The organism is Hydrogenophaga intermedia (assembly GCF_000723405.1).
In the GTDB taxonomy this organism is placed as follows: Bacteria; Pseudomonadota; Gammaproteobacteria; order Burkholderiales; family Burkholderiaceae_C; genus Hydrogenophaga; species Hydrogenophaga intermedia.
The window spans coordinates 25,464-50,460 of the sequence record NZ_CCAE010000005.1 but is presented as its reverse complement, the minus strand read 5'-3'; the positions used below and the strand labels follow the sequence as shown (position 1 = coordinate 50,460).

18 protein-coding genes and 1 tRNA gene are annotated in these 24,997 nt (G+C 68.9%); 8 read left to right on the top strand and 11 right to left on the bottom strand.

Annotated elements, in window-relative coordinates; translation table 11 throughout:
• The first annotated feature begins 14 nt into the window (after positions 1-14).
• The 3 genes from BN948_RS05075 (at position 15) to BN948_RS05065 (ending at position 2,082) form a co-directional block, all read left to right on the top strand.
• On the top strand, positions 15-1,133 hold the full coding sequence (locus tag BN948_RS05075; RefSeq protein ID WP_009515836.1) for a YeeE/YedE family protein: 1,119 nt from the start codon (positions 15-17) through the stop codon (positions 1,131-1,133).
• A complete protein-coding gene (locus BN948_RS05070) occupies positions 1,130-1,957 on the top strand; it encodes a tRNA threonylcarbamoyladenosine dehydratase (protein WP_009515837.1) in 828 nt (275 codons plus the stop codon). Before BN948_RS05075 ends, BN948_RS05070 begins: the two co-directional genes overlap by 4 nt.
• 49 nt (positions 1,958-2,006) lie before the next feature.
• Positions 2,007-2,082: transfer RNA gene (locus tag BN948_RS05065), tRNA-Lys, on the top strand.
• An 81-nt stretch (positions 2,083-2,163) separates the two neighbouring features.
• Here BN948_RS05065 and BN948_RS05060 read toward each other — a convergent pair.
• The 8 genes from BN948_RS05060 to dapC form a co-directional block, all read right to left on the bottom strand.
• Entirely contained in the window at positions 2,164-4,575 is a 2,412-nt protein-coding gene (locus BN948_RS05060) for an AI-2E family transporter (protein ID WP_009515838.1), read from the bottom strand.
• 9 nt (positions 4,576-4,584) lie between these two features.
• Positions 4,585-4,830 carry a GlsB/YeaQ/YmgE family stress response membrane protein gene (locus tag BN948_RS05055; RefSeq protein WP_009515839.1) on the bottom strand — a complete coding sequence of 82 codons (246 nt, stop codon included), beginning with the start codon at positions 4,828-4,830 and terminating at the stop codon, positions 4,585-4,587.
• A gap of 81 nt (positions 4,831-4,911) precedes the next feature.
• Entirely contained in the window at positions 4,912-6,873 is a 1,962-nt protein-coding gene (locus tag BN948_RS05050) for an ABC-F family ATP-binding cassette domain-containing protein (protein ID WP_009515840.1), read from the bottom strand.
• Complete coding sequence (prmB, locus tag BN948_RS05045; protein ID WP_009515841.1) at positions 6,870-7,745, bottom strand: 50S ribosomal protein L3 N(5)-glutamine methyltransferase; 876 nt, start codon at positions 7,743-7,745, stop codon at positions 6,870-6,872. Before prmB ends, BN948_RS05050 begins: the two co-directional genes overlap by 4 nt.
• Positions 7,746-7,749: 4 nt before the next feature.
• Positions 7,750-8,922: a succinyl-diaminopimelate desuccinylase gene (dapE, locus tag BN948_RS05040; protein ID WP_009515842.1), complete on the bottom strand. Its 1,173-nt coding sequence runs from the start codon at positions 8,920-8,922 to the stop codon at positions 7,750-7,752.
• On the bottom strand, positions 8,922-10,082 hold the full coding sequence (locus tag BN948_RS05035; RefSeq protein WP_009515843.1) for a PilT/PilU family type 4a pilus ATPase: 1,161 nt from the start codon (positions 10,080-10,082) through the stop codon (positions 8,922-8,924). The genes dapE and BN948_RS05035 overlap by 1 nt, the downstream gene beginning before the upstream one ends.
• A 34-nt stretch (positions 10,083-10,116) precedes the next feature.
• A complete protein-coding gene (gene dapD / locus BN948_RS05030) occupies positions 10,117-10,950 on the bottom strand; it encodes a 2,3,4,5-tetrahydropyridine-2,6-dicarboxylate N-succinyltransferase (RefSeq protein WP_009515844.1) in 834 nt (277 codons plus the stop codon).
• Between the two features lie 35 nt (positions 10,951-10,985).
• Complete coding sequence (gene dapC / locus BN948_RS05025; RefSeq protein WP_009515845.1) at positions 10,986-12,209, bottom strand: succinyldiaminopimelate transaminase; 1,224 nt, start codon at positions 12,207-12,209, stop codon at positions 10,986-10,988.
• Positions 12,210-12,389: 180 nt separating this feature from the next.
• On the opposite strand from dapC, the gene BN948_RS26535 reads away from it, so the two are divergent.
• On the top strand, positions 12,390-12,893 hold the full coding sequence (locus BN948_RS26535) for a hypothetical protein (protein ID WP_039877660.1): 504 nt from the start codon (positions 12,390-12,392) through the stop codon (positions 12,891-12,893).
• 67 nt (positions 12,894-12,960) lie between these two features.
• Positions 12,961-13,410, top strand: coding sequence for a hypothetical protein (locus BN948_RS26530; protein ID WP_009515846.1), 450 nt, complete (start codon positions 12,961-12,963; stop codon positions 13,408-13,410).
• 1 nt (position 13,411) lies between these two features.
• On the opposite strand, the gene BN948_RS05020 is transcribed toward BN948_RS26530, so the two are convergent.
• On the bottom strand, positions 13,412-14,173 hold the full coding sequence (locus BN948_RS05020) for an MHYT domain-containing protein (protein WP_009515847.1): 762 nt from the start codon (positions 14,171-14,173) through the stop codon (positions 13,412-13,414).
• 231 nt (positions 14,174-14,404) lie between these two features.
• Here BN948_RS05020 and smc point away from each other — a divergent pair, with 231 nt between their 5' ends.
• The 3 genes from smc (at position 14,405) to ligA (ending at position 21,411) form a co-directional block, all read left to right on the top strand.
• Positions 14,405-17,923: a chromosome segregation protein SMC gene (smc, locus tag BN948_RS05015; RefSeq protein ID WP_009515848.1), complete on the top strand. Its 3,519-nt coding sequence runs from the start codon at positions 14,405-14,407 to the stop codon at positions 17,921-17,923.
• Positions 17,924-18,056: 133 nt separating this feature from the next.
• Positions 18,057-19,166 (top strand): cell division protein ZipA C-terminal FtsZ-binding domain-containing protein, encoded by a 1,110-nt coding sequence (locus BN948_RS05010; protein ID WP_009515849.1) that lies wholly within the window; start codon positions 18,057-18,059, stop codon positions 19,164-19,166.
• Between the two features lie 88 nt (positions 19,167-19,254).
• Positions 19,255-21,411 (top strand): NAD-dependent DNA ligase LigA, encoded by a 2,157-nt coding sequence (gene ligA / locus BN948_RS05005; protein WP_009515850.1) that lies wholly within the window; start codon positions 19,255-19,257, stop codon positions 21,409-21,411.
• A gap of 3 nt (positions 21,412-21,414) precedes the next feature.
• On the opposite strand, the gene BN948_RS05000 is transcribed toward ligA, so the two are convergent.
• On the bottom strand, positions 21,415-24,042 hold the full coding sequence (locus BN948_RS05000) for a [protein-PII] uridylyltransferase (protein ID WP_035620752.1): 2,628 nt from the start codon (positions 24,040-24,042) through the stop codon (positions 21,415-21,417).
• 34 nt (positions 24,043-24,076) lie between these two features.
• Entirely contained in the window at positions 24,077-24,910 is an 834-nt protein-coding gene (gene map, locus BN948_RS04995) for a type I methionyl aminopeptidase (RefSeq protein WP_009515852.1), read from the bottom strand.
• Between the last annotated feature and the right edge of the window lie 87 nt (positions 24,911-24,997).

The window sequence follows — 24,997 nt, the reverse complement described above, 5'->3', positions numbered from 1 at the left end:
ACAATCGCGGCCCTATGGATGATCTCGCCGCCCTTCAATCCCTGAACCAGACCGTGCTGTGGGCCGCCTTCGCGGTGGCCGCGGTCTTTGGTTTCATCGCCCAGCGCACCCACTTCTGCACCATGGGGGCGATCAGCGACATCGTCAACATGGGTGACTGGACCCGCATGCGCATGTGGGTCATGGCCGTGGGCGTGGCGGCCATCGGCTTCTACGGCATGGGGTGGCTGGGCTGGATCGACACCAGCCAGTCGCTCTACACCGGCAGCCGCTTCATCTGGCTCTCGGCGCTGGTCGGAGGTGCCTTGTTCGGCTTCGGAATGGTGCTGGCGTCGGGTTGCGGCAGCAAGACGTTGGTGCGCATCGGCGCGGGCAGCCTCAAATCCCTGGTGGTGTTCTTCGTCATGGGCCTGGCCGCGTTCATGACGCTGCGCGGCATTTTCGGCGTGGTGCGCGTGAACACCGTGGACCGCGTCAGCGCCGAGCTGCCCTCGGGTTCGGCATTGCCCACCTGGGTGGCCAACGCGCTCGGTATGGAGCCGGGCCTCGCGGGCCTGCTCAGCGCCCTGGTCATCGGCGTCGCGCTCATCGCCTGGTGCCTCAGCAGCGCCGACTTTCGCACCGGCAACAACCTGCTCGCGGGCATCGGCATCGGCCTCACCATCGTCGGCATGTGGTGGGTCAGCGGGCACCTGGGCTTCGTGCCCGAGCACCCAGAAACGCTGGAGCCTGTCTACGTCGGCAGCAACAGCGGGCGCATGGAGGCCCTGACCTTCACCGCGCCCATGGCCTTCGTGCTCGACTGGCTCATCTACTTCAGCGACACCACCAAGGTGCTCACCTTCGGCGTGGTCACGGTCTTCGGCGTGGTGGCGGGCTCCTTCGTCTGTGCGCTCATCGAACGCAGCTTCCGCTGGGAAGGTTTTCGCGACACGCGCGACACCGCGCTGCATCTGGTGGGTGGCGCTCTCATGGGCGTGGGGGGCGTCACGGCGCTGGGCTGCACCGTGGGGCAGGGGCTCTCGGGTCTGTCCACGCTGAGCCTGTTGAGCGCGATCGCCGTTACGGGCATCGTCGGCGGCGCGGTGCTGGGCTTCAAGTTCCAGATGTGGCTGCTGGAGCGCGCGGGGTGAACGCAACGCCGCTCGACGCCGAGCGCTTCGAGCGCCGCTTCGGTGGCTTGCGGCGGCTCTACGGCGTGCAAGGCGCGCAACGCATCTTCGGCGCGCACCTGGTGGTGGCGGGCCTGGGCGGCGTGGGCTCCTGGGCCGCCGAGGCGCTGGCCCGCAGCGGCGTGCGCCGCCTCACGCTGATCGACCTCGACCACGTCGCCGAATCCAACATCAATCGCCAGGTGCACGCGCAGGACTCGACGCTGGGTCAGGCCAAGGCCGAGGCCATGCGTGACCGCATCCTGGGCTTTCATCCCGGCATGGAACTCGATCTGGTGGACGACTTCGTGACGCCGGAGAACTGGCCCGCCTTGTTGCGCGGTCAGCGGGTGGACGGCCTCATCGACGCCTGCGACCAGGTGCGCGCGAAGACCGCCATGGCGGCCTGGGCCCGGACCGAGCGCGTGCCCTTCGTGAGCGTGGGCGCGGCCGGTGGCAAGCGCCGCGCGGAGGCCGTGCAGGTGGCCGACCTCGCCGAGGTGACGCACGATCCCTTGCTCGCGCAACTGCGCTACCGTCTGCGCAAGCACCATGCCGGCGCGCGGCAAGGCCGCATGGGGACCGCGTGTGTGTTCAGTCGTGAAGCCGTGGCGCCGCCGGACCCGTCGTGCGGACTCGATGGTGGCGATGGATCGCTCAACTGTCATGGCTTCGGATCGGTCGTCACCGTCACTGCCACCTTTGGCCTGTGCGCCGCAGGCTGGCTGCTCGACACGCTGGCGAATGCACCGCAAGAAAAAAGCGATCGGTCTTCAGAAAGCCATCAAAGCCACGCTATAATCTGAGGCTTCGCAGCAAGCGACAAGCAAGCTGCGGAGACGGTTAGAAAAGTGTGGGACGTTAGCTCAGTTGGTAGAGCAGCGGACTTTTAATCCGTTGGTCGGCAGTTCGAGCCTGCCACGTCCTACCACCAACAAGAAGGCCCTGGTCGCAAGACCAGGGCCTTTTTCTTTTGCCTTCCTTTGGCTGGCGACGCCTGTCTTTGTCGTGGTCAGGGGTCGGGAACGACCTGGCCCACAGTGGCCGATGGCTCTTGCTCGTTGGGCGCGTCGGCATCGGCCGCTTCCACGTCCGCCTGAGGCCTGCGCTGCGCGATGGCGTCCATCAGGTCTTGTGCCATGGCCTGCAGGAGCTTGAGGTCGCGCTCCGTCAAATGGCCCGGTGCGGTGTCCAGCAGACAGAGCGAACCTATCGCGCCGCCACGCTTCATGCGCATGGGGGCTCCCGCGTAAAAGCGCAGACCCAGACCCCGCAGATGCGGGTTGGCCGCGAAGCGCGGGTCTTGGGCGATGTCGGGAACCAGCAGCGCTTCGTTCTGCGCGATCACATGACCACACAGGGCGTGCTCGCGCGCGACTTGAAAAGCTTGTCCGCTGTTGATCACCGAGTCCTGTCCGTCCACGGTGGTGCGAAGCGAGCCGTGAAAACCCAGCACCCGGACTTCGTTGTCGGCAACGACGGTCACCATGGCGGCCGGGACATCGAAGATGGCCGCCGCACGCTTGGCGGCGTGATCGCACAGCTCGTTCATGGCGGGCTCGTCGAGCGCGCCCAGGGAGCGCAGCAGGCGCAGGCGTTGCGCGTCATCGCGTGGCACCGATGCCCGCTCCCATTCAGCGGTGTCTGCTCCCAGGCTTTCCCGGGCGCGCAAAACGGCTTCGACCAATGAGCCGGCGATGGCGTGGGCGCCCAGCGATTCGGCCAGTGCCGGATCGACCTGTGCCTGATCGCCGATGTTCCAGGAGCAGACCACGATGCGGGCGCCGGGCCAGCGCCGCTGGATGCGACGGCACGCCCGTCGCGCCGTGCGCCAGGGCTCGGGGGCGAACACCGAAAGGCAGACCGCGCGCGGTGCCTGCATGGCCACGCCGGCCAGTGATTCCGCGCTGTTGGCCAAGGCGGGGTCGGCATGGGCGGGCGCGCCCTCCAGCGTCAGCGCATGTGCGAGCATGCGCGCGGCCAAGGTGTCGACCTCCCATTTGGCACCAAGGCACAGTACCGTCGGCGTGGCACCGGCTGACGCTGGCGCGAGTTCCTGCAGCTCCTCAAGCAGGGCTTCCATGCCCGTGATGAGGCGCAGCCGGTGTTCCGATGTCGACACGGTCTGGTAGTCGGTGACGGCGCGGCGCAGCACGGGCAGGGCGCTGTCCTGGTAGAAGGCGGGCATGGAGCCGGCCTCTTGCGCCAGCTCCCGGCCCAGCTCCACCGCTTCATCGATGTCACCGCTCAGCAGGCGCTGGTACAACCGGGTGGGCGCGTCGAGGGCCGGGGCGCTTCCGAGCAATACGTCGAAGAATTGCAGCCCGGGCAAGTGGCGCCCGATGACCAGCAGGCAGACCGTCAGCGGTGTCGACATGATCAACCCCACCGGCCCCCAGAGCGCCGTCCAGAACGTGGCGGCCACGATGAGCGAGATCGCCGACAGGCCGGTGCTCGACCCGTAGAGCCAGGGCTCCACGACGTTGTTGCTGATGAGCTCCAGCACGACGATGAGTGCCAACGTCGACAGCACCATGGACCAGCCGGGATCGACGGCAAAGGCCAGCGTGAGCGGGAACACCGCCGAGATCATGGGACCGAGGTAGGGGACATAGCGCATCAAGGCCGCCACCGCGCCCCACAGGAAGGCGCCTGGAACGCCAATGAGCCAGAGCCCGAGCGCCATGGGAATGCCGTAGCTCAGATTGACCCACAGCTGAACGATCAGGTAGCTGGAGATGCGCTCGCCCGCTTCATCCATGGCATCCGTGGCGCGGTGCAGATTGCCACCCATCAGCCGTATCAGGCGGTCACGCAGATCCAGGCGGTCGAGCAGGATCAGGAAGGTGAAGACCAGCACGATGCCAGCGGTGAGCAGGGGGCTGGCCACGCGCTCGAGCCCGTCCATGGCGTTCTGAAGTGGCGAGCGGCTTTCGCCCTGGATCTCCACTTTCTGCACGCGCGAGGGGCTCGGCGTGGCCGTGGCCGCCGCCGCGATGTCGCTGGCCTCGCGCTGCACCAGGGTGACGGTGCGCGTGAGTCCATCGAACATGCCGGGCGCGCGGATCGCCTCGCGCAGGCTGGCCAGCTTGCGCTTGATGGTCTGTTGGTAGGTGGGCAACTCGGCGCTGAGTTCTCGCACCTCGCTGGCCATGAAGGCGATGGAGCCACCGATCATGGCCAACGCAAACGCGACCACGGCGATGACGGCCAGCACGTGTGGCAAGCCCCAGCGCCGCAATCGCGTGGCCAGCGGGCTGAGAACGAAACCCAGCAGCACCGCCAGCGCGAGCGGGACAAGGATGTCGCGGCCCAGGTAGAGGCCCGCGAGGACGAGGGCCACGAGCAGCGCGCCCGCGGCCGCGCCCACCACGCCCACGCGCCCGGGGCCGATCTCCTCAGGTGTCGCCCGGGGCAGTCCCACGGCCACCCCTTACTTCTTGAACATCCCCCAGATCACCAGGATCACGATCGCGCCGATGACCGAGGCGATGAACCCGGCCGCCTGGCCCGGTGCATAGAAGCCCAGCGCCGCACCAAGGTAGCTGGCGACGAAGGCGCCGGCGATGCCGAGCACGGCCGTCATGATCCAGCCCATGCTGTCGTTTCCGGGCTTGAGCATGCGCGCCACGAAGCCGGCGATGAGACCGATGAGGATGGTGCCGAGAATGGACATCATGGTGTGAGCCTCCTGTTGGGGTTGGACGGGCCGTCGCTGGACGGCCCGGGCCCACTGTAGCGCGCTTCGGCCGCGCGTGGCTCAGGCCTGCTGCGCCTGCTCGATGGCTTCGCTGAGCTCGAGCCAGCGCGCCTCGACGGTGCCGTTCTCGGCCTCCACCGCCTTCAGGCGCTTGCCCAGCTCGGCCAGCTTCGCCGGCTCGGGCGTGGTGAGCAGATCGGCCTCCAGTCGCTCGCGCTCCTGCGTCAGCGCGGCCATGCGCTGCTCCACCTGGGCCAGTTCCTTTTTGATCGGGCGCAGGCGCTCGGTGACGGCCTTCTGCCGCTGCGCGTCGGCGCGCCGGTCTTCGGCGGGTGCGGCCACGGGGGCGGGGGCAGGCGCCTCCGCGCGCGCGGCCACGCGCTGCGCCTCACGCGCCTGCTTGGCCATGTCGAGCAGGTAGCGCTGGTAGTCGTCGAGGTCGCCGTCGAAGGGCGCGATGCCACCGCGCGAGACAAGCCAGAACTCGTCGCACACCGCGCGCAGCAGCGAGCGGTCGTGGCTCACCAGCATCACCGTGCCCTCGAACTCGTTGAGTGCGATGGACAGCGCCTCGCGCGTGGCGAGGTCCAGGTGGTTGGTGGGTTCGTCGAGCAGCAGCAGATTGGGGCGTTGCCAGACGATCATGCACAGCACCAGGCGCGCCTTCTCGCCGCCGCTCATGCTGCCCACGGCCTGGAAGACCTGGTCGCCGGTGAAGTTGAAGGTACCGAGGAAGCTGCGCAGGTCCTGTTCGCGCGTGGGCTGGCCGCTCAGGCGGCCCTGCGCGGCACAGTCCTTGGCCAGGCGGATCATGTGCTCCAGCGGGTTGTCGCGCGGGCTGAGCACGTCGAGCTCCTGCTGCGCGAAGTAGCCGATATTCAGGCCCTTGCCCTCGGTGACGGTGCCCGCCAATGGCGCGAGCGTGCGTGCGATGGTCTTGACCACCGTGGACTTGCCCTGGCCGTTGGCACCGAGGATGCCGATGCGCTGGCCCGCGAGCACCGAGCGGTTGACGCCGCGCACGATGGTGGTAGGCGGCGCGCCGTCCTCGCCGGGGTAGCCGAAGTCCACGTCCTGCAGCACCAGCATGGGGTTGGGCAGGTTGGCGGGTTCGCTGAACTCGAACGTGAACTCGGCGTCGGCCAGCACGGGTGCGATGCGTTCCATGCGCTCCAGCGCTTTCACGCGGCTTTGCGCCTGCTTGGCCTTGCTGGCCTTGGCCTTGAAGCGGTCGATGAACTTCTGCAGGTGGGCGATCTTGTCCTGCTGGCGCGAGAAGGCCGCCTGCTGCAGGGCCATCTGCTCGGCGCGCATGTCCTCGAAGCGGCTGTAGTTTCCGCCGTAGCGCTTGAGCTGCGCGTGCTCGATGTGCACGGTGACGTTGGTCACCGCGTCGAGGAATTCGCGGTCGTGGCTGATGACGAGCAGGGTGCCGGGGTAGCGCTGCAGCCAGGCCTCCAACCAGACCAGGGCGTCCAGGTCCAGGTGGTTGGTGGGCTCGTCGAGCAGCAGCAGCTCGCTCGGGCACATGAGGGCGCGCGCGAGTTGCAGGCGCATGCGCCAGCCGCCCGAGAAGCTGTCCACGGGGCGATCGAGTTCGTCGAGCCGGAAGCCGAGGCCGAGGATGAGGGCCTGGGCGCGGGCGGTGGCGTCGTGCGCACCGGCGTCGTGAAGGGCCATGTAGGCGTGGGCCATGCGCTCGCCGTCGTCGCTGGCTTCGGCTTCGGCCACCTCGCGTTCGGCGGCGAGCAGGGTGGTGTCGCCTTCGACGACGAAGCGCGTGGCGTCCTGGTCTGTCTCGGGCATGTCCTGCGCGACCTGGGCCATGCGCCACTGCGCGGGCACGCTGAACTCGCCCTTGTCTTCGTGCAGGCTGCCGTCGAGCAGGCGGAACAGGCTGGACTTTCCGGCACCGTTGCGGCCCACCAGGCCCACCTTCTCGCCGGGGTTGATGGTGAGCGAGGCGCCATCGAGCAACACCTTGGTGCCGCGGCGCAGCACCACATCGCGAACGACGATCATGCCGAGGCCTCCTTCAGATCGTCGCGTGTGAGCAGCAACACCTGGTCGTCGCCGGCGGTGGTGCTCAGCCACACCGGGCTCAGGCGTGGGAATGCGGCGTCGAAGTGCGCGCGCTCGTGGCCGATCTCGAGCACCAGCACGCCCTGCGGGCTCAGGCGCGAGGGGGCGTCGCGCAGCAGGGCGCGGATGAAGTCCATGCCGTCCTCACCACCCGCCAGCGCGAGTTCGGGCTCGGCGCGGAACTCGGGTGGCAGCTTGGCCATGCTGTTCGTGTTCACGTAAGGCGGGTTGCAGAGGATGAGGTCCCAGGGGCCGGGGCAGGCGGCGAGGCCGTTGCTCTCAATGAGCGCGATGCGATCGGCCAGCCCGTGTTTGTCGACGTTGATGCGTGCGACCTCCAGCGCCTCGCGCGAGAGGTCGGCGCCGGTGACGCGCACCTCGGGCCAGGCCATGGCGGCCAGCACGGCCAGGCTGCCGTTGCCGGTGCACAGGTCCAGCACGCGCACGGTGGTGTCGCTCAACCAGGGGTCGATGCCGCCGTCGGCGATGAGCTCGGCGATGAAGCTGCGCGGCACGATGGCGCGGCGGTCCACGTGGAAGGGCACGCCCTGCAGCCAGGCCTCTTGCGTGAGGTAGGCGGCGGGTTCGCGCGTGGTGATGCGCTGGTCGATCAGGGCCAGGGCGGCGGTGGCCGCGTCCGCGCCGACGGCATCGGCGGCGTGCGCGTCGAGGTCGGTGTCGAGTGGCAGCCCCAGGCGCCACAGCACCAGCCAGGCGGCTTCGTCGTGGGCGTTGGTGGTGCCGTGGCCATAGGCCAGGTTCGCGGCGGCCAGGCGGGCTTCGGCCTGGGCCAGCAGTTCTTGCAGTGTCACGGTGTCAGGCGGTCTGGAGCGCGCGCTCGTGCAGGTGTTGCAGTGTGCGGCGGTAGATCGCGGTCAGGGGTTCGATGTCGGCGAGCCGCACGTGCTCGTTGACCTTGTGGATGGTGGCGTTGGGCGGGCCGAGTTCCAGCACCTGCGGGCATACGGCCGCGATGAAGCGGCCGTCGCTGGTGCCACCCGTGGTGGAGAGCTCGGTCTCGAGGCCGGTCTCGGCGCGGATGGCGTCGCGCACGGCGTCCACCAGCGTGCCCGGCGTGGTGAGGAAAGGGCGTCCGCCCAGGGTCCAGGCGATGTCGTGGTCGGCGCCCGCCTGCAGGCCGTGGCGCGCAAGGATGTCGACCACCTGCGCCTGCAGCGACTCGGGCGTGCGCTCGGTGCTGAAGCGGAAGTTGAAGTCGATCACCACCGTGCCGGGGATGACGTTGCTGGCGCCGGTGCCGCCGTGGATGTTGCTGATCTGCCAGCTCGTGGGCGGGAAGAAGTCATTGCCACGGTCCCATTCGGTGGCCGCCAGCTCGGCCAGCGCGGGCGCTGCCAGGTGGATGGGGTTCTTCGCCAGGTGCGGGTAGGCGATGTGGCCCTGGATGCCCTTGACCGTGAGCTTGCCGCTGAGCGTGCCGCGCCGGCCGTTCTTGATCATGTCGCCCGTGCGTTCGACAGAGGTGGGCTCGCCCACGATGCACCAGTCGAGCCGTTCGCCACGCGCCTTGAGGGCGTTGCACACCACCACCGTGCCGTCCAGCGCCGGGCCTTCCTCATCGCTGGTGAGCAGGAAGGCGATGTCGATGCCCGGGTCGGGCTGATCGGCCAGGAAGCGCTCGCAGGCGACCACCATGGCGGCGATCGAGGTCTTCATGTCGCTGGCGCCGCGGCCGAACAGCGCGCCGTCGCGGTGGCTGGGCACGAAGGGGTCGCTGGTCCAGGCCTCGAGCGGGCCGGTGGGCACCACGTCGGTGTGGCCGGCAAAGACCAGCGTGAGCCGATCGCCCGTCCCACGCCGCGCCCACAGGTTGCTCACGCGGAAATCGTCCGGCCCGCTGTCGATGCGCTCGCACCGAAAGCCAACGGCCTGCAGCCGGTCCGCGATCAGCTCGAGGCAACCCGCGTCGCGCGGGGTGACGGAGGGCAGGGCGATGAGCGCCTCGGCGAGGCGCAGGGTGTCGGTCATCAGAATTTGACGTCCAGCGTGAACTCGGTAAAGGAGGGGGCGTCGCTGGCTTCCTCTTCAGCCGCCTCGAAGCTGCTGGAGCGGCTGTGCTCGAAGTCGTTCTGCAGGCGCCAGAGCAGGTTGTTGGGCGAATCGGCGTGGGCCAGACCTTCTTCGCGCGACACCACGCCCTCGTGGATGAGGCGGGCCAGGTCTTGCTCGAAGGTCTGCGAGCCCTCGGCGAGGGATTTCTCCATCGCCTCGCGCACGCCGGAGAAATCGGCCTTCTGGATCAGGTCGGCGACCAGCGCGGTGTTGAGCAGCACCTCCATGGCCGGTACGCGGGCGTTGCCCTGCTGGGTGCGCAGTAGGCGCTGCGACACGATGGAGCGCAGCGCGGCGGCCAGATCGCCCAGCATGGTGGGGCGCACTTCCACGGGGTAGAAGCTCAGGATGCGGTTGAGCGCCTGGTAGCTGTTGTTGGCGTGCAGCGTGGCCAGCACCAGGTGGCCCGACTGGGCGTAGGCGATGGCGGCCGACATGGTCTCGCGGTCGCGGATCTCGCCGATGAGGATCACGTCGGGCGCCTGGCGCAGCGCGTTCTTCAACGCCACCTGCAGCGAGGCCGTGTCCGGCCCGATCTCGCGCTGGTTCACCACCGACTTGCGGTTGCAGTAGGTGTATTCGATCGGGTCTTCCACCGTGAGGATGTGGCCGCTGACGCGCTCGTTTCGGTGGTCGATCATGGCGGCCATGGTGGTGCTCTTGCCCGCGCCCGTGGCGCCCACCATCAGGATCAGCCCGCGCTTTTCCATGATCAGGTCGGCCAGGATGGGTGCGACGTTGAGCGTGTCCAGCGCGGGGATGTCGCTGGGCACGTAGCGGATGACCACCGCGATGGAGCCGCGCTGGCGCAGCGCGCTCACGCGGAAGTTGCCCAGGCCGTCGAGCGGCACGCCCATGTTGAGCTCGCCGGTCTCCAGCAGCTCTTCCATGCGCGTGGCGGGAATGATCTCGGACAGCAGGTTGCGCGGCGCCTCGGGTGGCAGCACCTGGCTGTTGATGGGGATGGTCTGGCCGTTGATCTTGATCATCGCCGGCGCGTGCGCCGTGAGGTACACGTCGGAGGCGCGTTTCTCGGCCATCAGGCGCAGGATGCGCTCCATCGTTCCGCTGCTCATGCCGTCTCCCTCGCTCAGGTGGGGTGGGTTGAACTCAATCGCGCAAGAGGTCGTTCAGGCTGGTCTTGGCGCGCGTCTGCGCGTCCACCGTCTTGACGATGACTGCCGCGTAGGTGGTGTAGGCCTTGCCGTCGGCCGTCTGCTTGGGCAGGCCGCCGCTGATGACCACGCTGCCCGCGGGCACGCGGCCGTAGAGGATCTCGCCCGTGTCGCGCTTGAAGATCGGGGTGCTCTGGCCGATGTACACGCCCATGCCCAGCACCGAGTTCTCCTCGACGATGACGCCCTCGACGACCTCGGAGCGCGCGCCGATGAAGCAGTTGTCCTCGATGATGGTGGGGTTGGCCTGCAGGGGCTCGAGCACACCGCCCAGGCCCACGCCGCCGGAGAGGTGCACGTTCTTGCCCACCTGGGCGCAACTGCCCACGGTGGCCCAGGTGTCGACCATGGTGCCTTCGTCCACATAGGCGCCGATGTTCACGTAGCTGGGCATCAGGATCGCGCCCTTGGCGATGAAACTGCCGCGGCGGGCCACGGCCGGTGGCACCACGCGCACGCCGGTGGCCTTCATCTCGTCTTCGCTCAGGTGGGCGAACTTGGTCTGCACCTTGTCGAAGAAGCCCAGGTCGCCGGCGCGCATGATCTCGTTGTCTTTCAGGCGGAAGGACAGCAGCACGGCCTTCTTGATCCACTGGTTCACCGTCCACTGGCCCACGCCTTCGCGCGTGGCCACGCGCAGGCGGCCCTTGTTGAGTTCGGCGATCACGTGCTCGACCGCATCGCTCACCTCTTTCGGCGCGGCCGACGGCGAGAGCGTGGCGCGGTTGTCCCAGGCGGTGTCGATGATGGCTTGCAGTTGTTGGCTCATTGGAATGAAACGTTGAGGTTCAGGGGAAACGGTGGTCAGGCGCCGGCGCGGCAGAAGGCGGCGATGCGCTGCGCGGCTTCGAGGCATTCGTCGACGCCGGCCACCAGGGCCAGGCGCACCCGGCCGGCGCCGGGGTTGGCGCCCTGCGCCGTGCGTGCGAGGTAGCTGCCGGGCAGAACCGTCACATTGTATTGAGCGAGCAATTCGCGGGCGAAGGCCTCGTCGGCGCTGAGCCCGGGGGTGTGCGAGGCGAAGCGCCCCGGCACCCCGGCCCACAGGTAGAAGGAGGCGTCGGGCAGGGCCACGTCCAGTACCTCGGCCAGCAGCGGCGTGACCTGGGCGAACTTCTCGCGGTACAGGCGGCGGTTCTCCACCACGTGGTCCTCGTCGTTCCAGGCGGCCACGCTGGCGGCCTGCACCACCGGGCTCATGGCGCCGCCGTGGTAGGTGCGGTAGAGCAGGAAGGGCTTGATGAGCGCGGCGTCGCCCGCCACGAAGCCGCTGCGCAGGCCGGGCACGTTGCTGCGCTTGGACAGGCTGGTGAAAGCGATGAGGCGGCGGAAATCCGTGCGGCCCAATTGCTGCGCCGCCTGCAGGCCGCCCAGGGGCGCCTCGTCGCGGAAATAGATTTCGCTGTAGCACTCGTCCGAGGCGATGACGAAGCCGTGCCGGTCACTCAGCTCGAACAGGCGGCGCCACTCGTCCAGCGGCATCACCGCGCCGGCCGGGTTGCCGGGCGAGCACACGTAGATCAACTGCGTGCGGGCCCACACGTCCTCGGGCACGCCGTCCCAGTTCACGGCGAAGTTGCGCTCGGCCACGCTGGGCACATAGTGCGGCTGGGCGCCCGCCAGCAGGGCCGCGCCTTCGTAGATTTGATAGAAGGGGTTGGGGCAGAGCACCGTGGCGCCGGGCAGGGTGGGGTCGACCACCACCTGGGCAAAGGCGAACAGCGCCTCGCGCGAGCCGTTGATGGGCAGCACCTGCGTGGCCGGGTCGAGCGCCACCCCATAGCGGCGCTGCACCCAGCCGGCGCAGGCCTCGCGCAGTGCGGACGTGCCGGCGGTGGCGGGGTAGTTCGACAGGCCGTCGTCCAAAGCGCTGGCCAGGGCGCGCTTGAGGAAATCGGGGGCGGCGTGTTTGGGTTCGCCGATGCCCAGGCTGATGGGGCGGTGGGCGGGCGAGGGCGTGACGCCCGCGAAGAGCTGGCGCAGCCGCTCGAAGGGGTAGGGCTGCAGCCGCTGGAGCAGGGGGTTCATGGGCCGGGATTATCGGGGGTGTGGGGGTATGCGCCGGGAGTGGGTAGCGGCTCTGAGCGCGAGCAGCGAATCGATGACTGCGACGCCGAAGGTCCGGATGACCGATGCGTGGAACGTTCGGCCCGCGCGTCGCCACGAAGCGCCACCCTTCACAACGCCCGCCCGGGTGCCGACCAACCCATGTCCCGCCAACACCTCGCCAGCCTCGTTCGGGCCTATTTGCAGTTGCCCGGCGCCCAGCCGGGAGGCCGCTCTTCGGACGACGCCTTCACCGTGCTCTCACCCATTGATGGTCATTGCGTGGCCGTCGACTGGTGCCCGGTCGATGACACCGCGTTGATTTGCGCGCACCCGTTCGAGGGGCGCGAGCCGCGCGATACGCGCCATGGCGCTGGCGATGAGGAACATGAGGCGGTGCACGACCTGGGCCGCGACCGCCTGGGCCAATGGTGGTTGCATGAAGACCTGATCACCGGCCGAACCACGCTGGCTCTGCGCGCGCCAGTGGCTGTATGGGCGGTGGAAGATTTCTCGCACATGTTGGATGTGTTCTGTCGCCAACTCGATTCGATGTGCAGAGGCGAGGACATTGATACCCGGGCGGGGCGCGCGCTGGAAGTCACTCCGTCGGCTGGAGGCAGCCCCGATCCTGCTGGATGTATGCGGCTTCTTGACCGGCCCTGACACGCCGTCACTTTTCACGTTTCCCGGTTTGTTTCAGTTCAGTTTCTTCATTGACCAAGGAGTTGTCATGCGTTCCCTCTCGAAGTTTTTTTCCAGGAAGGACACGGGTTCGTCCCACGCCAACAAGAAGGATGCCAGAGGTACGGGCGAAAAGCGCACCAAGGCATCGGATGAAAAGAGCAATCAGTCCATCCTGAGGCGCGCTTCGGACTCTTCAACGTCGAGCGCCAGTGAGCCACATGCCGTCAAGGGGCCGGTTTATGCACCGCGGGCTCCAGCTCGACTCAAAGAGAGGAATCCAGGGAGCAAGTTCGAGGCAGCAAGTCCATCGGGGAAAAAGATTTCTCCGCCGACCTCGACGGAGCCGCTGCCCTCGCGTATGGGCTACTTCGACCACGATGCGACGGTGTTCATTGATCCGCCATCGCGGAAGAAGACCGCGCCGTCGACCTCGACGGAGCCGCTGCCCTCGCGCATGGGCTACTTCGACCCAGATGACACGGTGTTCCTCAACTGACTCAGGCCCGCGCGGCCCGCAGCGCCCGCCCACGCAGGTGCTGGTACAGCTGGTCCAGCGACAGCAGCACCGTCAGCATCACCGTGGTGGCGATGACCAGCAGCGGCAGGCGGAAGGCCGAGATGAAGCCCGTGCCCTGCGGAATGGCGGCGCGCTCGGTGGTCGTGCAGACGAATTCGGCCGCGGCCATGCCGGTGTAGTGCATGGCGCAGACGGCGATGCCCATCACCACCGAGGCGGCCACGCGGCGACTCAGCGTCTTGCTGTTGAAGGCGAGCCACAGCGCGGCGGTGGCGGCCACCACGGCGATCACCATGGACGCGCCCACCAGGGCCATGTCCCAGGTGATGAAGCCGTAGATCTTCAGGCCGAACATGCCCAGGTAGTGCATGACGACCACGCTCATGCCCAGCAGCACGCCCGCGCTCAGCAGGCGGGTGAAGCTTTCGGGACGTTGCGCGGCGAAAGCCACCGAACCGGCCGTGGCCAGGATGGCGGCCACCAGGGAGACGAGCGTCTCCAGCATGGAATAGCTGCTGCCCACGTCCATCTGCAGGGCCAGCATGCCGATGAAGTGCATGGACCAGACCCCGACGCCGCCCAGGGCGATGCCCACGGTGAACACGCTGTTCCAGTCCAGCGCGCCACGGCGGTTGCGGATGCGGGTGGCGGCGCTGAGGGCCACGAAGGAGCCGATGACGGCGAAGGCGAAGGACAGGGCGATGAGGCCAGGATCCCAGTTGGTGTTGACGATGGTGTTCATGGGGAGGGCGCGGTGTGATGACTTGGTTTGCAGAACGGGGACGATTCTGTTGGCATGCTTCTGATGAAACAAGCTGTTACCTAGGCCAAAAGGCCGACGCCGTTAAAACGTCCCGTTAAAAACCGCACCACCCCGACCGTTCAGGGGCGCCACAGGGCCGCAGGTATCATCCCGCGATGGTCCGTCCGCGGACCCTCCGTCTCCCGCCAACGCCGCTTCACCCGGACCGCCGTGCGCCTCAACTCCATCAAGCTTTCCGGCTTCAAGTCCTTCGCCGAACCCACCAACTTCATGCTGCCCGGCCAACTGGTGGGCGTGGTGGGCCCCAACGGCTGCGGCAAGTCCAACATCATGGACGCGGTGCGCTGGGTGCTCGGGGAGTCCAAGGCCTCCGAGCTGCGCGGCGAGTCCATGCAGGACGTCATCTTCAACGGCACCACCAGCCGCAAGCAGGCCAGCCGCGCCAGCGTGGAACTGGTGTTCGACAACAGCGACCACCGCGCCGGCGGCCAGTGGGGCCAGTTCACCGAGATCGCGGTCAAGCGCGTGCTCACGCGCGACGGCACCAGCAGCTACTACATCAACAACCAGCCCGTGCGCCGCCGCGACGTGCAGGACGTGTTCCTGGGCACCGGACTGGGCCCGCGCGCCTACGCCATCATTGGCCAGGGCACCATCAGCCGCATCATCGAGAGCAAGCCCGAGGAACTGCGCCTGTTCCTGGAGGAAGCTGCAGGTGTTTCCAAATACAAGGAGCGCCGCCGCGAGACCGCGCACCGCCTGGCCGACACGCGCGAGAACCTCACCCGGGTGGACGACATCCTGCGCGAGCTCAACGCCAACCTCGACAAGCTGGAGAAACAGGCCGAGGTGGCCGCGCAGTACCACGCGCTCAACGCCAGCGCCACGCTCAAGCAGCACCAGTTGTGGTTCCTGAAACGCGCCGACGCCGAGGCCGAGCAGGCCCGCGTGCAGAAGGACGCCGCCCAGGCCGCCACCGACCTCGAATCGCGCACGGCCGACCTGCGCCGCATCGAGAGCGAGCTGGAGACCATCCGCCAGGCCCACTACGCGGCCGGTGACCAGGTGAATCAGGCGCAGGGCAAGTTGTATGAGGCCAGCGCCGAGGTGGGCAAGCTGGAGGCCGAGATCCGCTTCGTGGTGGAGGGCCGCCAGCGCGTGGAGCAGCGCCTGGCGCAATTGAAGGAGCAAATCGCTTCCTGGTCCACCCGCAGCCAGGACGCGGCCGTGGAGATCGAGGAACTGGCCGAGAAGATTGTGGGCGCCGAGGAGCAATCCGTGGTGCTGGCGGCCCAGGGCGAGGAGCAAGTGGGTGCGCTGCCCGCGTTGGAAGACGCCCTGCGCGCCGCACAGGCCCGCTCCACCGAGCAGCGCAGCGCCGTCGCGCAGGTGCAGCAGCAGATCCAGGTGCTGGCGGCCGAGCAGCGCAACGTCGAGGAGCAGTCGCGCGGCCTGGGCCAGCGCCGCGAGCGCCTGATGGCCGACCGCAACGCCCTGGCCGCGCCCGATGAGGCCCGCGTCACCGCGGCCCAGCAGGCCATGGCCACGGCCCAGGCCCTGGCCGAAGAAACCGACGCCCGCCTGCACGAACTGCAGGACAGCGTGCCGCAGCTCGACGAGGCGCGCCGCCAGGCCCAGGCCGCGGTGAACGCCGAATCCGCGAAGCAGGCCGACCTGAGCGCGCGCCTGGAGGCCCTGAAGGCCCTGCAGGAAAAGGTGCGCACCGACGGCAAGCTCAAGCCCTGGCTGGCCAAGCACGGGCTGGACAGCCTGCAGGGCCTGTGGAGCCGCATCCACGTGGAGACCGGCTGGGAGAACGCCCTGGAGGCCGCGCTGCGCGAGCGTCTGGGCGCGCTGGAGGTGTCGCGCCTGGAGATGGTGCGCGCCTTCGCCACCGACGCGCCACCCACGCGCCTGGCCTTCTATCAGCCGCCGCCGGGCGCTACCGCTGGCGCGGGCAACGGCGCGCTCAAGCCCCTGGCCAGCTGGCTGCGCCTGAACGACGCGGCCCAGCAGGCCTTGCTGGGCGACTGGCTGCGCGGCTGCTACAGCGCCGCCACGCTGGACGAAGCCCTGGCCCAGCGCGGCCAGTTGCAGGCCGGCGAGGCCATCTACGTCGCCAGCGGCCACGCCGTCAGCGCGCACAGCGTGAGCTTCTACGCGCCCGACAACGAGCAGGCCGGCCTGCTGGCGCGCGCGCAGGAAATCGAGAACCTCGACAAGCAGCTCAAGGCACAGGCGCTCATCGCCGAGCAGGCGCGCTCGGCCCTGGTGCGCGCCGACGCCGCCTTCACCGACGCCTCCCAGCGCCTGGTGGTGGCGCGCCGCGAGGCCGCCGAGGCGCAGAGCCGATCGCACGAGTTGCAGGTGGAGGCCCTGCGCCTGACGCAGCAGGCCGAGCAGACGCGCGCGCGCAGCGAGCAGATCAACGCCGACCTGGCCGAGGTGGACGCGCAGCTCGAATCGCTGCAAGAACGCCGTGTGATCGCCGAGGCGCGCTTCGAGGAACTGGACATGCAACTGGCCGACAGCCAAGAGCGCCACGCCCAGCTCGACGACGCCGTGATCGAGGCCGAGCGAAAACTCAACCACGCGCGCGAGCAGCAGCGTTCACTGGAGCGCCAGGCGCAAGAGGCCACCTTCTCGCTGCGCAGCCTGCAGGCGCGCCAGGCCGAGTTACAGCGCGCCATCGACACCGCGGGCCAGCAGGAACAATCGCTGGCCGACGAGCAGCAGCGCGCACAGGACGAGCTGACCCGCTTGACCGATGCCGCCGCCCAGGCCGGCCTGCAGGCCGCCCTGGCCGCCAAGACCGAGCGCGAGCAGGCCTTGTCGGCGCTGCGCAGCCAGTACGACGACCTGACGACCAAGCTGCGCGCCAGCGACGAGCGCCGCCTGCAACTGGAACGTGAGCTGGAGCCGCTGCGCAGCCGCATCACCGACTTCCAGCTCAAGGAACAGGCCGCGCGCCTGGGCGTGGAGCAGTACAGCCAGATGCTCGACGAGGCCGAAGCCGACCGCGCCGCCATCGCGCAGAGCATCACCGAAGGCAACGTGCGCCTGGCCGGCCTGCAGGGTGAGATCGACCGCCTGCACCGCGACATCCAGGGCCTGGGCGCAGTCAACCTGGCGGCGCTGGACGAACTGACGGCCTCGCGCGAGCGCAAGACCTTCCTCGACGCGCAGTCGGCCGACCTGAACGAGGCCATCACCACGCTCGAAGACGCGATCAAGAAGATCGACAACGAGACCCGTGAGCTGCTGGGCGCCACTTTCCAGACCGTCAACGAACACTTCGGCCGCATGTTCCCCGAGCTGTTCGGCGGCGGCAACGCCAGGCTGGTGATGACGGGAGAGGAGATCCTGGACGCCGGCGTGCAGGTGATGGCCCAGCCGCCCGGCAAGAAGAACCAGACCATCCACCTGCTCTCGGGCGGCGAGAAGGCGCTCACCGCCATCGCCCTGGTGTTCGCCATCTTCCAGCTCAACCCCGCGCCGTTCTGCCTGCTCGACGAGGTGGACGCACCACTGGACGACGCCAACACCGAGCGCTACGCCCGACTGGTGAGCGCCATGGCCAAGGAAACGCAGTTCCTCTTCATCAGCCACAACAAGATCGCGATGGAGATGGCGCAGCAGCTCATCGGCGTGACCATGCAGGAGCAGGGCGTCTCGCGCATCGTGGCCGTCGATATGGAGTCGGCGGCCGGCATGCTCGAAGCCACGTGACCATGGAATTCCCCCGCCACGCTTCGCGTGCCCCCCTTCAGGGGGCGGCACCTGCGGCCCGGCAAAGCCGGTTCCGCGGTGCCTCTGGGTTCGACCTCGGCGCACGTCGCGTCGTGTTCGAGGAGGGCAGTGCATGACCAGCCTGCAGATCGGACTGACCATCGTCGGCGGCCTCGTGCTCGCGGCGGTGGTGGCCTACAACGCATGGGTCACGCGCCAAAGCGTCCCGCGCACGGTGCGTGAGCGCGGGGCGGCGCCGGACGAAGGTGGCGAGCCGGTGCTGGCGCCGTTGGCCGAACGGCAGGATCCGGTGCTCGACGACAGCTCGCTTGAAGTGCCCGACGCGGTCGAGACCCTGGACGCGCCTGACGAACCCGAGCCGATCGAGCCCACCCTGGCGCCGCTGCCCCAGCGCCGGCCCGACCCCGCGCTGGACGCGCTGATCGACGTCATCGCGCCGCTGGCGCTGGAGCACGAGGTCTCGGGCGACGCCGTGCTCGCGGCCCTGCCAGCCACGCGGCGCGTGGGCAGCAAGCCCTTCGCGGTGGAAGGCCTCAACGCCCAGAGCGGCGAATGGGAAGGCGCCCGGCCGCATCAGCGCTACCGCGCGCTGCAGGCCGGCGTGCAACTGGCCAACCGAGCGGGGCCGCTCAACGACATCGAATTCTCCGAGTTCGTGGTCAAGACCCAGGCCTTCGCCGACGCCGTGGGCGCCAGCCCCGACTTCCCCGACATGCGCGCCGAGGTGGCGCGCGCGCGCGAGCTCGACGCCTTCGCCAGTGGCCACGACGCGCAACTGGGTTTCACCCTGCGCGCGCGCCGCGCCGCCTGGAGCCCGGGCTACGTGTCGCAACACGCCAGCCGCCTGGGCTTCGTGGCGGGCACGCTGCCGGGGCGCATGGTGCTGCCCGCCAGCCAGCCTGGTCAGCCCCCCGTGCTGGTGCTGACCTATGACCCCCAGGCCGCCATGGCCGACGACCCCGAGCAGAGCGCGCTGCGCGAGATCACGCTGTCACTGGAGGTGACGCATGTGGCGCGCGACGAACAGCCCTTCAGCCGGCTGCGCCAGGCCGCGCAGGCCCTGGCCGAGGCCATGGACGGCCTGGTTACCGACGACGCGGGCGCGCCGCTGCCGGCCGAGGCCATGGACCACATCGGCACCGACCTGGAAAGCCTGTACGACGCGCTCGACGAGCGCGACCTCGCCGCCGGTTCGCCGCAGGCGCGGCGGCTGTTCTCCTAAGCAACATGAGCCCCCACGCTCCGCCGCTTCGCGGGTCGCTGCCCCCCAAGGGGGCCGGTCTGACTTGGGGCGGCCCGGCGTCAGACCTATGACCCCTGACCTCTTCGCCGAGCCGCCGCAGCCCGCGTCGGTGGCCGAGCGCGCCGCCGAGCTGCGCGCTCAATTGCACCACCACGCCCACCTGTACTACACGCTGGACGCGCCCAAGATCCCCGACGCCGAGTACGACCGCCTGTTCCAGGAGTTGCAGGCCATCGAGGCGCAACACCCCGAGCTGATGACCCCCGACTCGCCCACGCAGCGCGTGGGCGGTGCCATCCTCAAGGCGCTGGCGCCCGTGCGCCATGCGGTGCCCATGCTCAGCATCCGCACCGAGACCGACACCGAGGCCAGCGGCGCCGCCGCCTTCGACGCGCGTGTGCGCCGCGAGCTGGGCCTGGCCGAAGCGGATCCGCCCGTGGAGTACCTGGCCGAACTCAAGTTCGACGGCCTGGCCATGAGCCTGCGCTACGAGCAGGGCGTGCTGGTGCGCGCCGCCACGCGCGGCGACGGCGAGACCGGCGAGGACGTGACGCACAACGTGCGCACGATCGGGCAGATTCCCCTGAGGCTGCCCAATGACGTGCCCGAGGTGCTGGAGGTGCGTGGCGAGGTCTACATGCGCCGCGACCAGTTCGAGGCCCTCAACGAGCGCCAGCGCGAGAAGATCGCCCAGGGCGCCAAGGGCGAAAAAACCTTCGTGAACCCGCGCAACGCCGCCGCCGGCGCCGTGCGCCAGCTCGACTCGCGCATCGCCCGCGAGCGGCCGTTGAGCTTCTTCGCCTACTCCTGGGGCGAGGTGGTGGGCGATGAGTCGCCGCCCGCCACGCAGTACGACTGGCTCATGCGCCTGAAGGCCTGGGGCTTCCCCGTGGCCGAACAGACGGCGGTGTGCCGCGGCGCCGACGAACTCGTGGCCTTCCACCGCCGCATCGGCGAGCAGCGCGACGCATTGCCTTACGACATCGACGGCGTGGTCTACAAGGTCAACAGCCTGGACACTCAGAAGCGCCTGGGCTTCGTCACGCGCGAGCCGCGCTGGGCCGTGGCCCACAAGTACCCCGCGCAGGAACAGCTCACCACCGTGCAGGCCATCGACGTGCAGGTGGGCCGCACCGGCAAGCTCACGCCCGTGGCCAAGCTGGCGCCGGTGTTCGTGGGCGGTGTCACCGTCACCAACGCCACCCTGCACAACGAACTGGAGGCCCGCCGCAAGGACGTACGCGTGGGCGACACCGTGATCGTGCGACGCGCGGGGGACGTGATTCCCGAGGTGGTGTCGGTCGTCCTCCCGTCCGTTCAGCCTGAGCCTGTCGAAGGCGCATCGCGGGAAGGGCTTCGACCCTTCGACAAGCTCAGGACAGGCCAAGCTCAGCCCGAACGGGGAGAGCCCTTCACCATGCCCGCGCACTGCCCCGTGTGCGGCAGCGACGCCGTGCGCGAGGAGGGCGAGGCCGACCACCGCTGCACTGGCGGCCTGTTCTGCGCCGCGCAGCGCAAGCAGGCCATCCTGCACTACGCGCAGCGCCGCGCGGTGGACATCGAGGGCCTGGGCGACAAGCTGGTGGAGCAACTCGTGGACAGCGGTCTGATCAAGACCTTGCCCGACCTGTACAAGCTCGGCCTCACCGCGCTCGCGGGCCTGGAGCGCATGGCCGAGAAGTCGGCGCAGAACGTGCTGGATGCGCTGCAGAAGCGCCGCGAGACCACGCTGCCGCGCCTGCTGTTCGGCCTGGGCATCCGCCACGTGGGCGAGGCCACCGCCAAGGACCTCTCGCGCCACTTCGGCAGCCTGGACCGCATCATGGACGCCAGCGTGGACGAGCTGCTGCAGGTGAACGACGTGGGCCCGGTGGTGGCGCAGAGCATCCGCACCTTCTTCGAGCAGGAGCACAACCGCGAGGTGGTGGAGCAGTTGCGCGCGGCCGGCGTGCACTGGCCCGAGAACGAGGGCGAGCACAACACCCCGCAGCCCTTGCTGGGCAAGACCTTCGTGCTCACCGGCACCTTCCCCACGCTCAAGCGCGAGGACGCCAAGGCGATGCTGGAAGCGGCCGGTGCCAAGGTGGCTGGCTCGGTGAGCAAGAAGACCGACTACGTGGTGGCCGGCGAGGAGGCCGGCAGCAAGCTGGACAAGGCGCGGGAGCTGGGCGTGGCGGTGATCGACGAGGCGGCGATGCTGGCGCTGTTGCAGCCTGACGCCTAGGCCTCAACCCTGCAGCGTCTCCAGCAGCTCCGTTTCGATCTGGATCTGCCGCTTGTTCACCTGCAGCTCAGGCCCGCTGATGAGGAAGGTGTCCTCCACCCGCTCGCCCAGGGTGGTGATCTTGGCGAGCTGCACGCTGATCTCGTGCCGCGCCAGCACGCGCGAGATGCCGTAGAGCAGGCCCGCTCGATCACTGGCCGACACCGACAGCAGCCAGCGCTGCGCCTTCTCGTCCGGTCGCAGGTCCACGCGCGGCGTGATCGGGAAGCTCTTCACGCGCCGCGACAGCCGGCCTTTGGTGGGCGGCGGCAACGGGCCGCGCTGGTCGATGACCTGGGGCAGCCGGGCCTCGACCATGGCCACGAGTTCGCGGTAGTGCTCGGCCATCTCGGGCACGATCACCTGGAAGGTGTCCAGCGCGTGACCGGTCATCGTGGTGTGCACGCGCGCATCCAGGATGCTGAACTGCGACATGTCGAAATAGCCGCAGATGCGCGCGAACAGGTCGGCCTGGTCGGCCGCGTACACCAGCACCTGCAGGCCCTCGCCCGCCGGTGAGAGGCGCGCACGCACGATGGCGCGGTCCGCGTCGCGCCCCGGCTTGGCCAGCTCGCGCGTGAGCACGCGCGTGTGCCAGGCGATCTCGTCGGCCTGGTGGCGCATGAAGTAGCTCACGTCCAGGGTGTCCCACAACGCCTTGTGCGCGTTGTGGGGCAGGGTGTGCAGCGCCAGCAACTGCAGGGCCTCGCGCTTGCGGCCCTCGATCTCGGCGCCCGGGTCGGGCGCGCGCCCGCCCAGCACGCGCAGGGTGTAGCGGTACAGGTCCTCGAGCAGCTTGCCTTTCCAGGCGTTCCACACCTTGGGGCTGGTGCCGCGGATGTCGGCCACGGTGAGCAGGTACAGCGCCGTCAGGTAGCGCTCGTTGCCCACGCGCTTCGCGAAGTCGGCGATGACGTCCGGGTCGGACAGGTCGGCCTTCTGCGCCAGCCGGCTCATGGTGAGGTGCTCGGACACCAGGAATTCGATCAGCTTCGTGTCCTCGCGCTCGATGCCGTGCTGGCGACAGAAGCTGCGCACGTCCCTGGCGCCGAGTTCGGAGTGGTCGCCGCCACGGCCCTTGGCGATGTCGTGGAAGAGGGCGGCGATGTAGAGGATCCAGGGCTTGTCCCAGCCCGCCGCGAGCTGCGAGCAGAACGGGTACTCGTGCGAGTGCTCGGGGATGAAGAAGCGGCGCATGTTGCGCAGCACCATCAGGATGTGCTGGTCCACCGTGTAGACGTGGAACAGGTCGTGCTGCATCTGCCCCACGATGTGGCGGAACACCCAGAGGTAGCGCCCCAGCACCGAGGTCTGGTTCATCAGCCGCATGGCGTGCGTGATGCCCTGCGGCTCCATGAGGATGCGGCGGAACATGGCGCGGTTGACCGGGTCGGCGCGGAACTTCGCGTTCATCACGGCGCGCGCGTTGTACAGCGCGCGCAGCGTGCGCGCCGACAGGCCCTTGATGCCGACGGTGGTCTGGTAGATGTGGAAGGTCTCCAGGATGGCGTGCGGCTGCTGGATGTAGAGGTTGTCGCTGGCCACCTCGAGCATGCCGCCCTTGTCGAAGAAACGCTCGTTGATGGGGCGCAGGCGCTGCACGCCGGGTTCGGTGTCGCCCAGGCGTTCCTCGATGTTGAGCAGCAGGATCTGGTTGAGCTGCGTGACCGCCTTGGCCGCCCAGTAGTAGCGCTTCATCAGCGCCTCGCTCGCGCGGCGCGTGCCGCGCGGGTTGGTTTCGCCGGGCGCGGGCAACTGCGCCTTGAAGCCGAAGGACTCGGCCACGGCGGTCTGCAGGTCGAACACCAGTCGGTCCTCGCGCCGGTGCGCGATGAGGTGCAGCCGCGCCCGGATGAGGCTCAGCAGGGCCTCGTTGGCCTTGATCTGGCGCGCCTCCAGCGGCGTGGCCAGACCGGTGCGGGCGAGCTCGTCCCAACTGCGGCCCAGGCCGGCGGCCTTGGCCACCCACAGGATGATCTGCAGGTCGCGCAGGCCACCCGGCGATTCCTTGCAGTTGGGCTCCAGCGCGTAGGGGGTGTTCTCGTACTTGTGGTGGCGCTGGCGCATCTCCAGTGACTTGGCGACGAAGAAGGCCTTGGGGTCCATGGCCTCGCCCAGGCGGGTGACCAGTTGCCTGAAGCCTTCCTGGTGGCCCGCGACGAGCCGGCATTCGAGCAGCGAGGTCTGGACGGTCACGTCCTTCTCGGCCTCGGCCACGCACTCGTCGATGGTGCGCACGCTGGAGCCGATCTCCAGCCCCAGGTCCCAGCAGGCGCCGATGAAGCCCTCGATGCGGGCCTTGAGCGTGTCGTCGGCGTCGGGCTCGCAGCCCTGGGGCAGCAGCACGAGCACGTCGACGTCGGAATGCGGGAACAGCTCGCCTCGGCCATAGCCGCCCACGGCCACCAGGGCGAAGCGCGGGCCGAAGCCGGCGCGCTGCCAGAGCGTGCGCAAGGTCTGGTCGGTGAGGCGGGCGAGCTGGTGCAGCGCCTGGCGCACGCCCCGGGTGGAGGCGCCGGTCTGCAGCAGGGTGGCGAACACCGCCTGCTTGTCGTCGCGGTACTGCTGCCGCAGCGCGGCGAGCTCGTCCATGCCGTTGTGGGGCGTGGCCACGCGCGGGGTGCCCTCAGGCCGCGACGCTGGCCGGGGCGGGGGTCACGAAGGCCGGCGGTGCGATGTTGCCGGCCGACCAGGTGAGCACCTCGTAGCCGGTCTCGGTGACCAGAACGGTGTGCTCCCACTGGGCCGAGAGCGAGCGGTCGCGCGTGACGATGGTCCAGCCATCGCCCAGTTCCTTGATCTCGCGCCGACCGGCGTTGATCATGGGCTCGATGGTGAAGGTCATGCCGGGCTTGAGTTCTTCCAGCGTGCCCGGGCGGCCGTAGTGCAGCACCTGGGGTTCTTCGTGGAAGCGCTGGCCGATGCCGTGGCCGCAGAACTCGCGCACCACGCTGAAGCCGTTGCCCTCGGCGTAGGTCTGGATGGCGTGGCCGATGTCGCCCAGGCGCGCGCCGGGGCGCACCAGCACGATGCCTTTCCACATGGCCTCGAAGGTCACCTGGCTCAGGCGGCGGGCCTGAATGGAACAGGCGGCCTCACCGCCGATGAGGAACATGCGGCTGTTGTCGCCGTACCAGCCCTCGGGCGTGATGACGGTGACGTCCACATTGAGGATGTCGCCCTTCTTGAGCGGCTTGTCGTTCGGGATGCCGTGGCACACCACGTGGTTGACGGAGGTGCACAGGTGGCCGGGGTAGGGCGGGTAGCCGCTGGGCTGGTAGCCGATGGTGGCCGAGCGCGTGCCCTGCTGCTTCATGTACTCGGCCGAGAGGCGGTCGATCTCGAGCGTCGTCATGCCGGGCTGGATCAGCGGCGTGAGGTAGTCCAGCACTTCGGAGGCGAGGCGGCAGGCGGTGCGCATGCCCTCGATGCCGGCGGCGTCCTTGTAGGTGATGCTCATGGGGCGCGATTATCCCACCGGACCCCGTCCGGGCAGCCCTGGCGGGCCGATCACCATGGGGGTGGCAGGTAAAATCGCGGGCTTTCC

Coding starts and splice junctions, on each gene's coding strand:
- dapE (WP_009515842.1), bottom strand. CDS start 8,922: ATGACCGACACCCTGCGCCTCGCCGAGGCGCTCATCGCCCTGCCCTCC.
- ligA (WP_009515850.1), top strand. CDS start 19,255: ATGACCCCTGACCTCTTCGCCGAGCCGCCGCAGCCCGCGTCGGTGGCC.
- BN948_RS05050 (WP_009515840.1), bottom strand. CDS start 6,873: ATGATCGTCGTTCGCGATGTGGTGCTGCGCCGCGGCACCAAGGTGTTG.
- BN948_RS05075 (WP_009515836.1), top strand. CDS start 15: ATGGATGATCTCGCCGCCCTTCAATCCCTGAACCAGACCGTGCTGTGG.
- BN948_RS05000 (WP_035620752.1), bottom strand. CDS start 24,042: ATGGACGAGCTCGCCGCGCTGCGGCAGCAGTACCGCGACGACAAGCAG.
- BN948_RS26530 (WP_009515846.1), top strand. CDS start 12,961: ATGCGTTCCCTCTCGAAGTTTTTTTCCAGGAAGGACACGGGTTCGTCC.
- BN948_RS05010 (WP_009515849.1), top strand. CDS start 18,057: ATGACCAGCCTGCAGATCGGACTGACCATCGTCGGCGGCCTCGTGCTC.
- map (WP_009515852.1), bottom strand. CDS start 24,910: ATGAGCATCACCTACAAGGACGCCGCCGGCATCGAGGGCATGCGCACC.
- BN948_RS26535 (WP_039877660.1), top strand. CDS start 12,390: ATGTCCCGCCAACACCTCGCCAGCCTCGTTCGGGCCTATTTGCAGTTG.
- BN948_RS05020 (WP_009515847.1), bottom strand. CDS start 14,173: ATGAACACCATCGTCAACACCAACTGGGATCCTGGCCTCATCGCCCTG.
- dapD (WP_009515844.1), bottom strand. CDS start 10,950: ATGAGCCAACAACTGCAAGCCATCATCGACACCGCCTGGGACAACCGC.
- dapC (WP_009515845.1), bottom strand. CDS start 12,209: ATGAACCCCCTGCTCCAGCGGCTGCAGCCCTACCCCTTCGAGCGGCTG.
- BN948_RS05055 (WP_009515839.1), bottom strand. CDS start 4,830: ATGATGTCCATTCTCGGCACCATCCTCATCGGTCTCATCGCCGGCTTC.
- BN948_RS05035 (WP_009515843.1), bottom strand. CDS start 10,082: ATGAGCAGCGGAACGATGGAGCGCATCCTGCGCCTGATGGCCGAGAAA.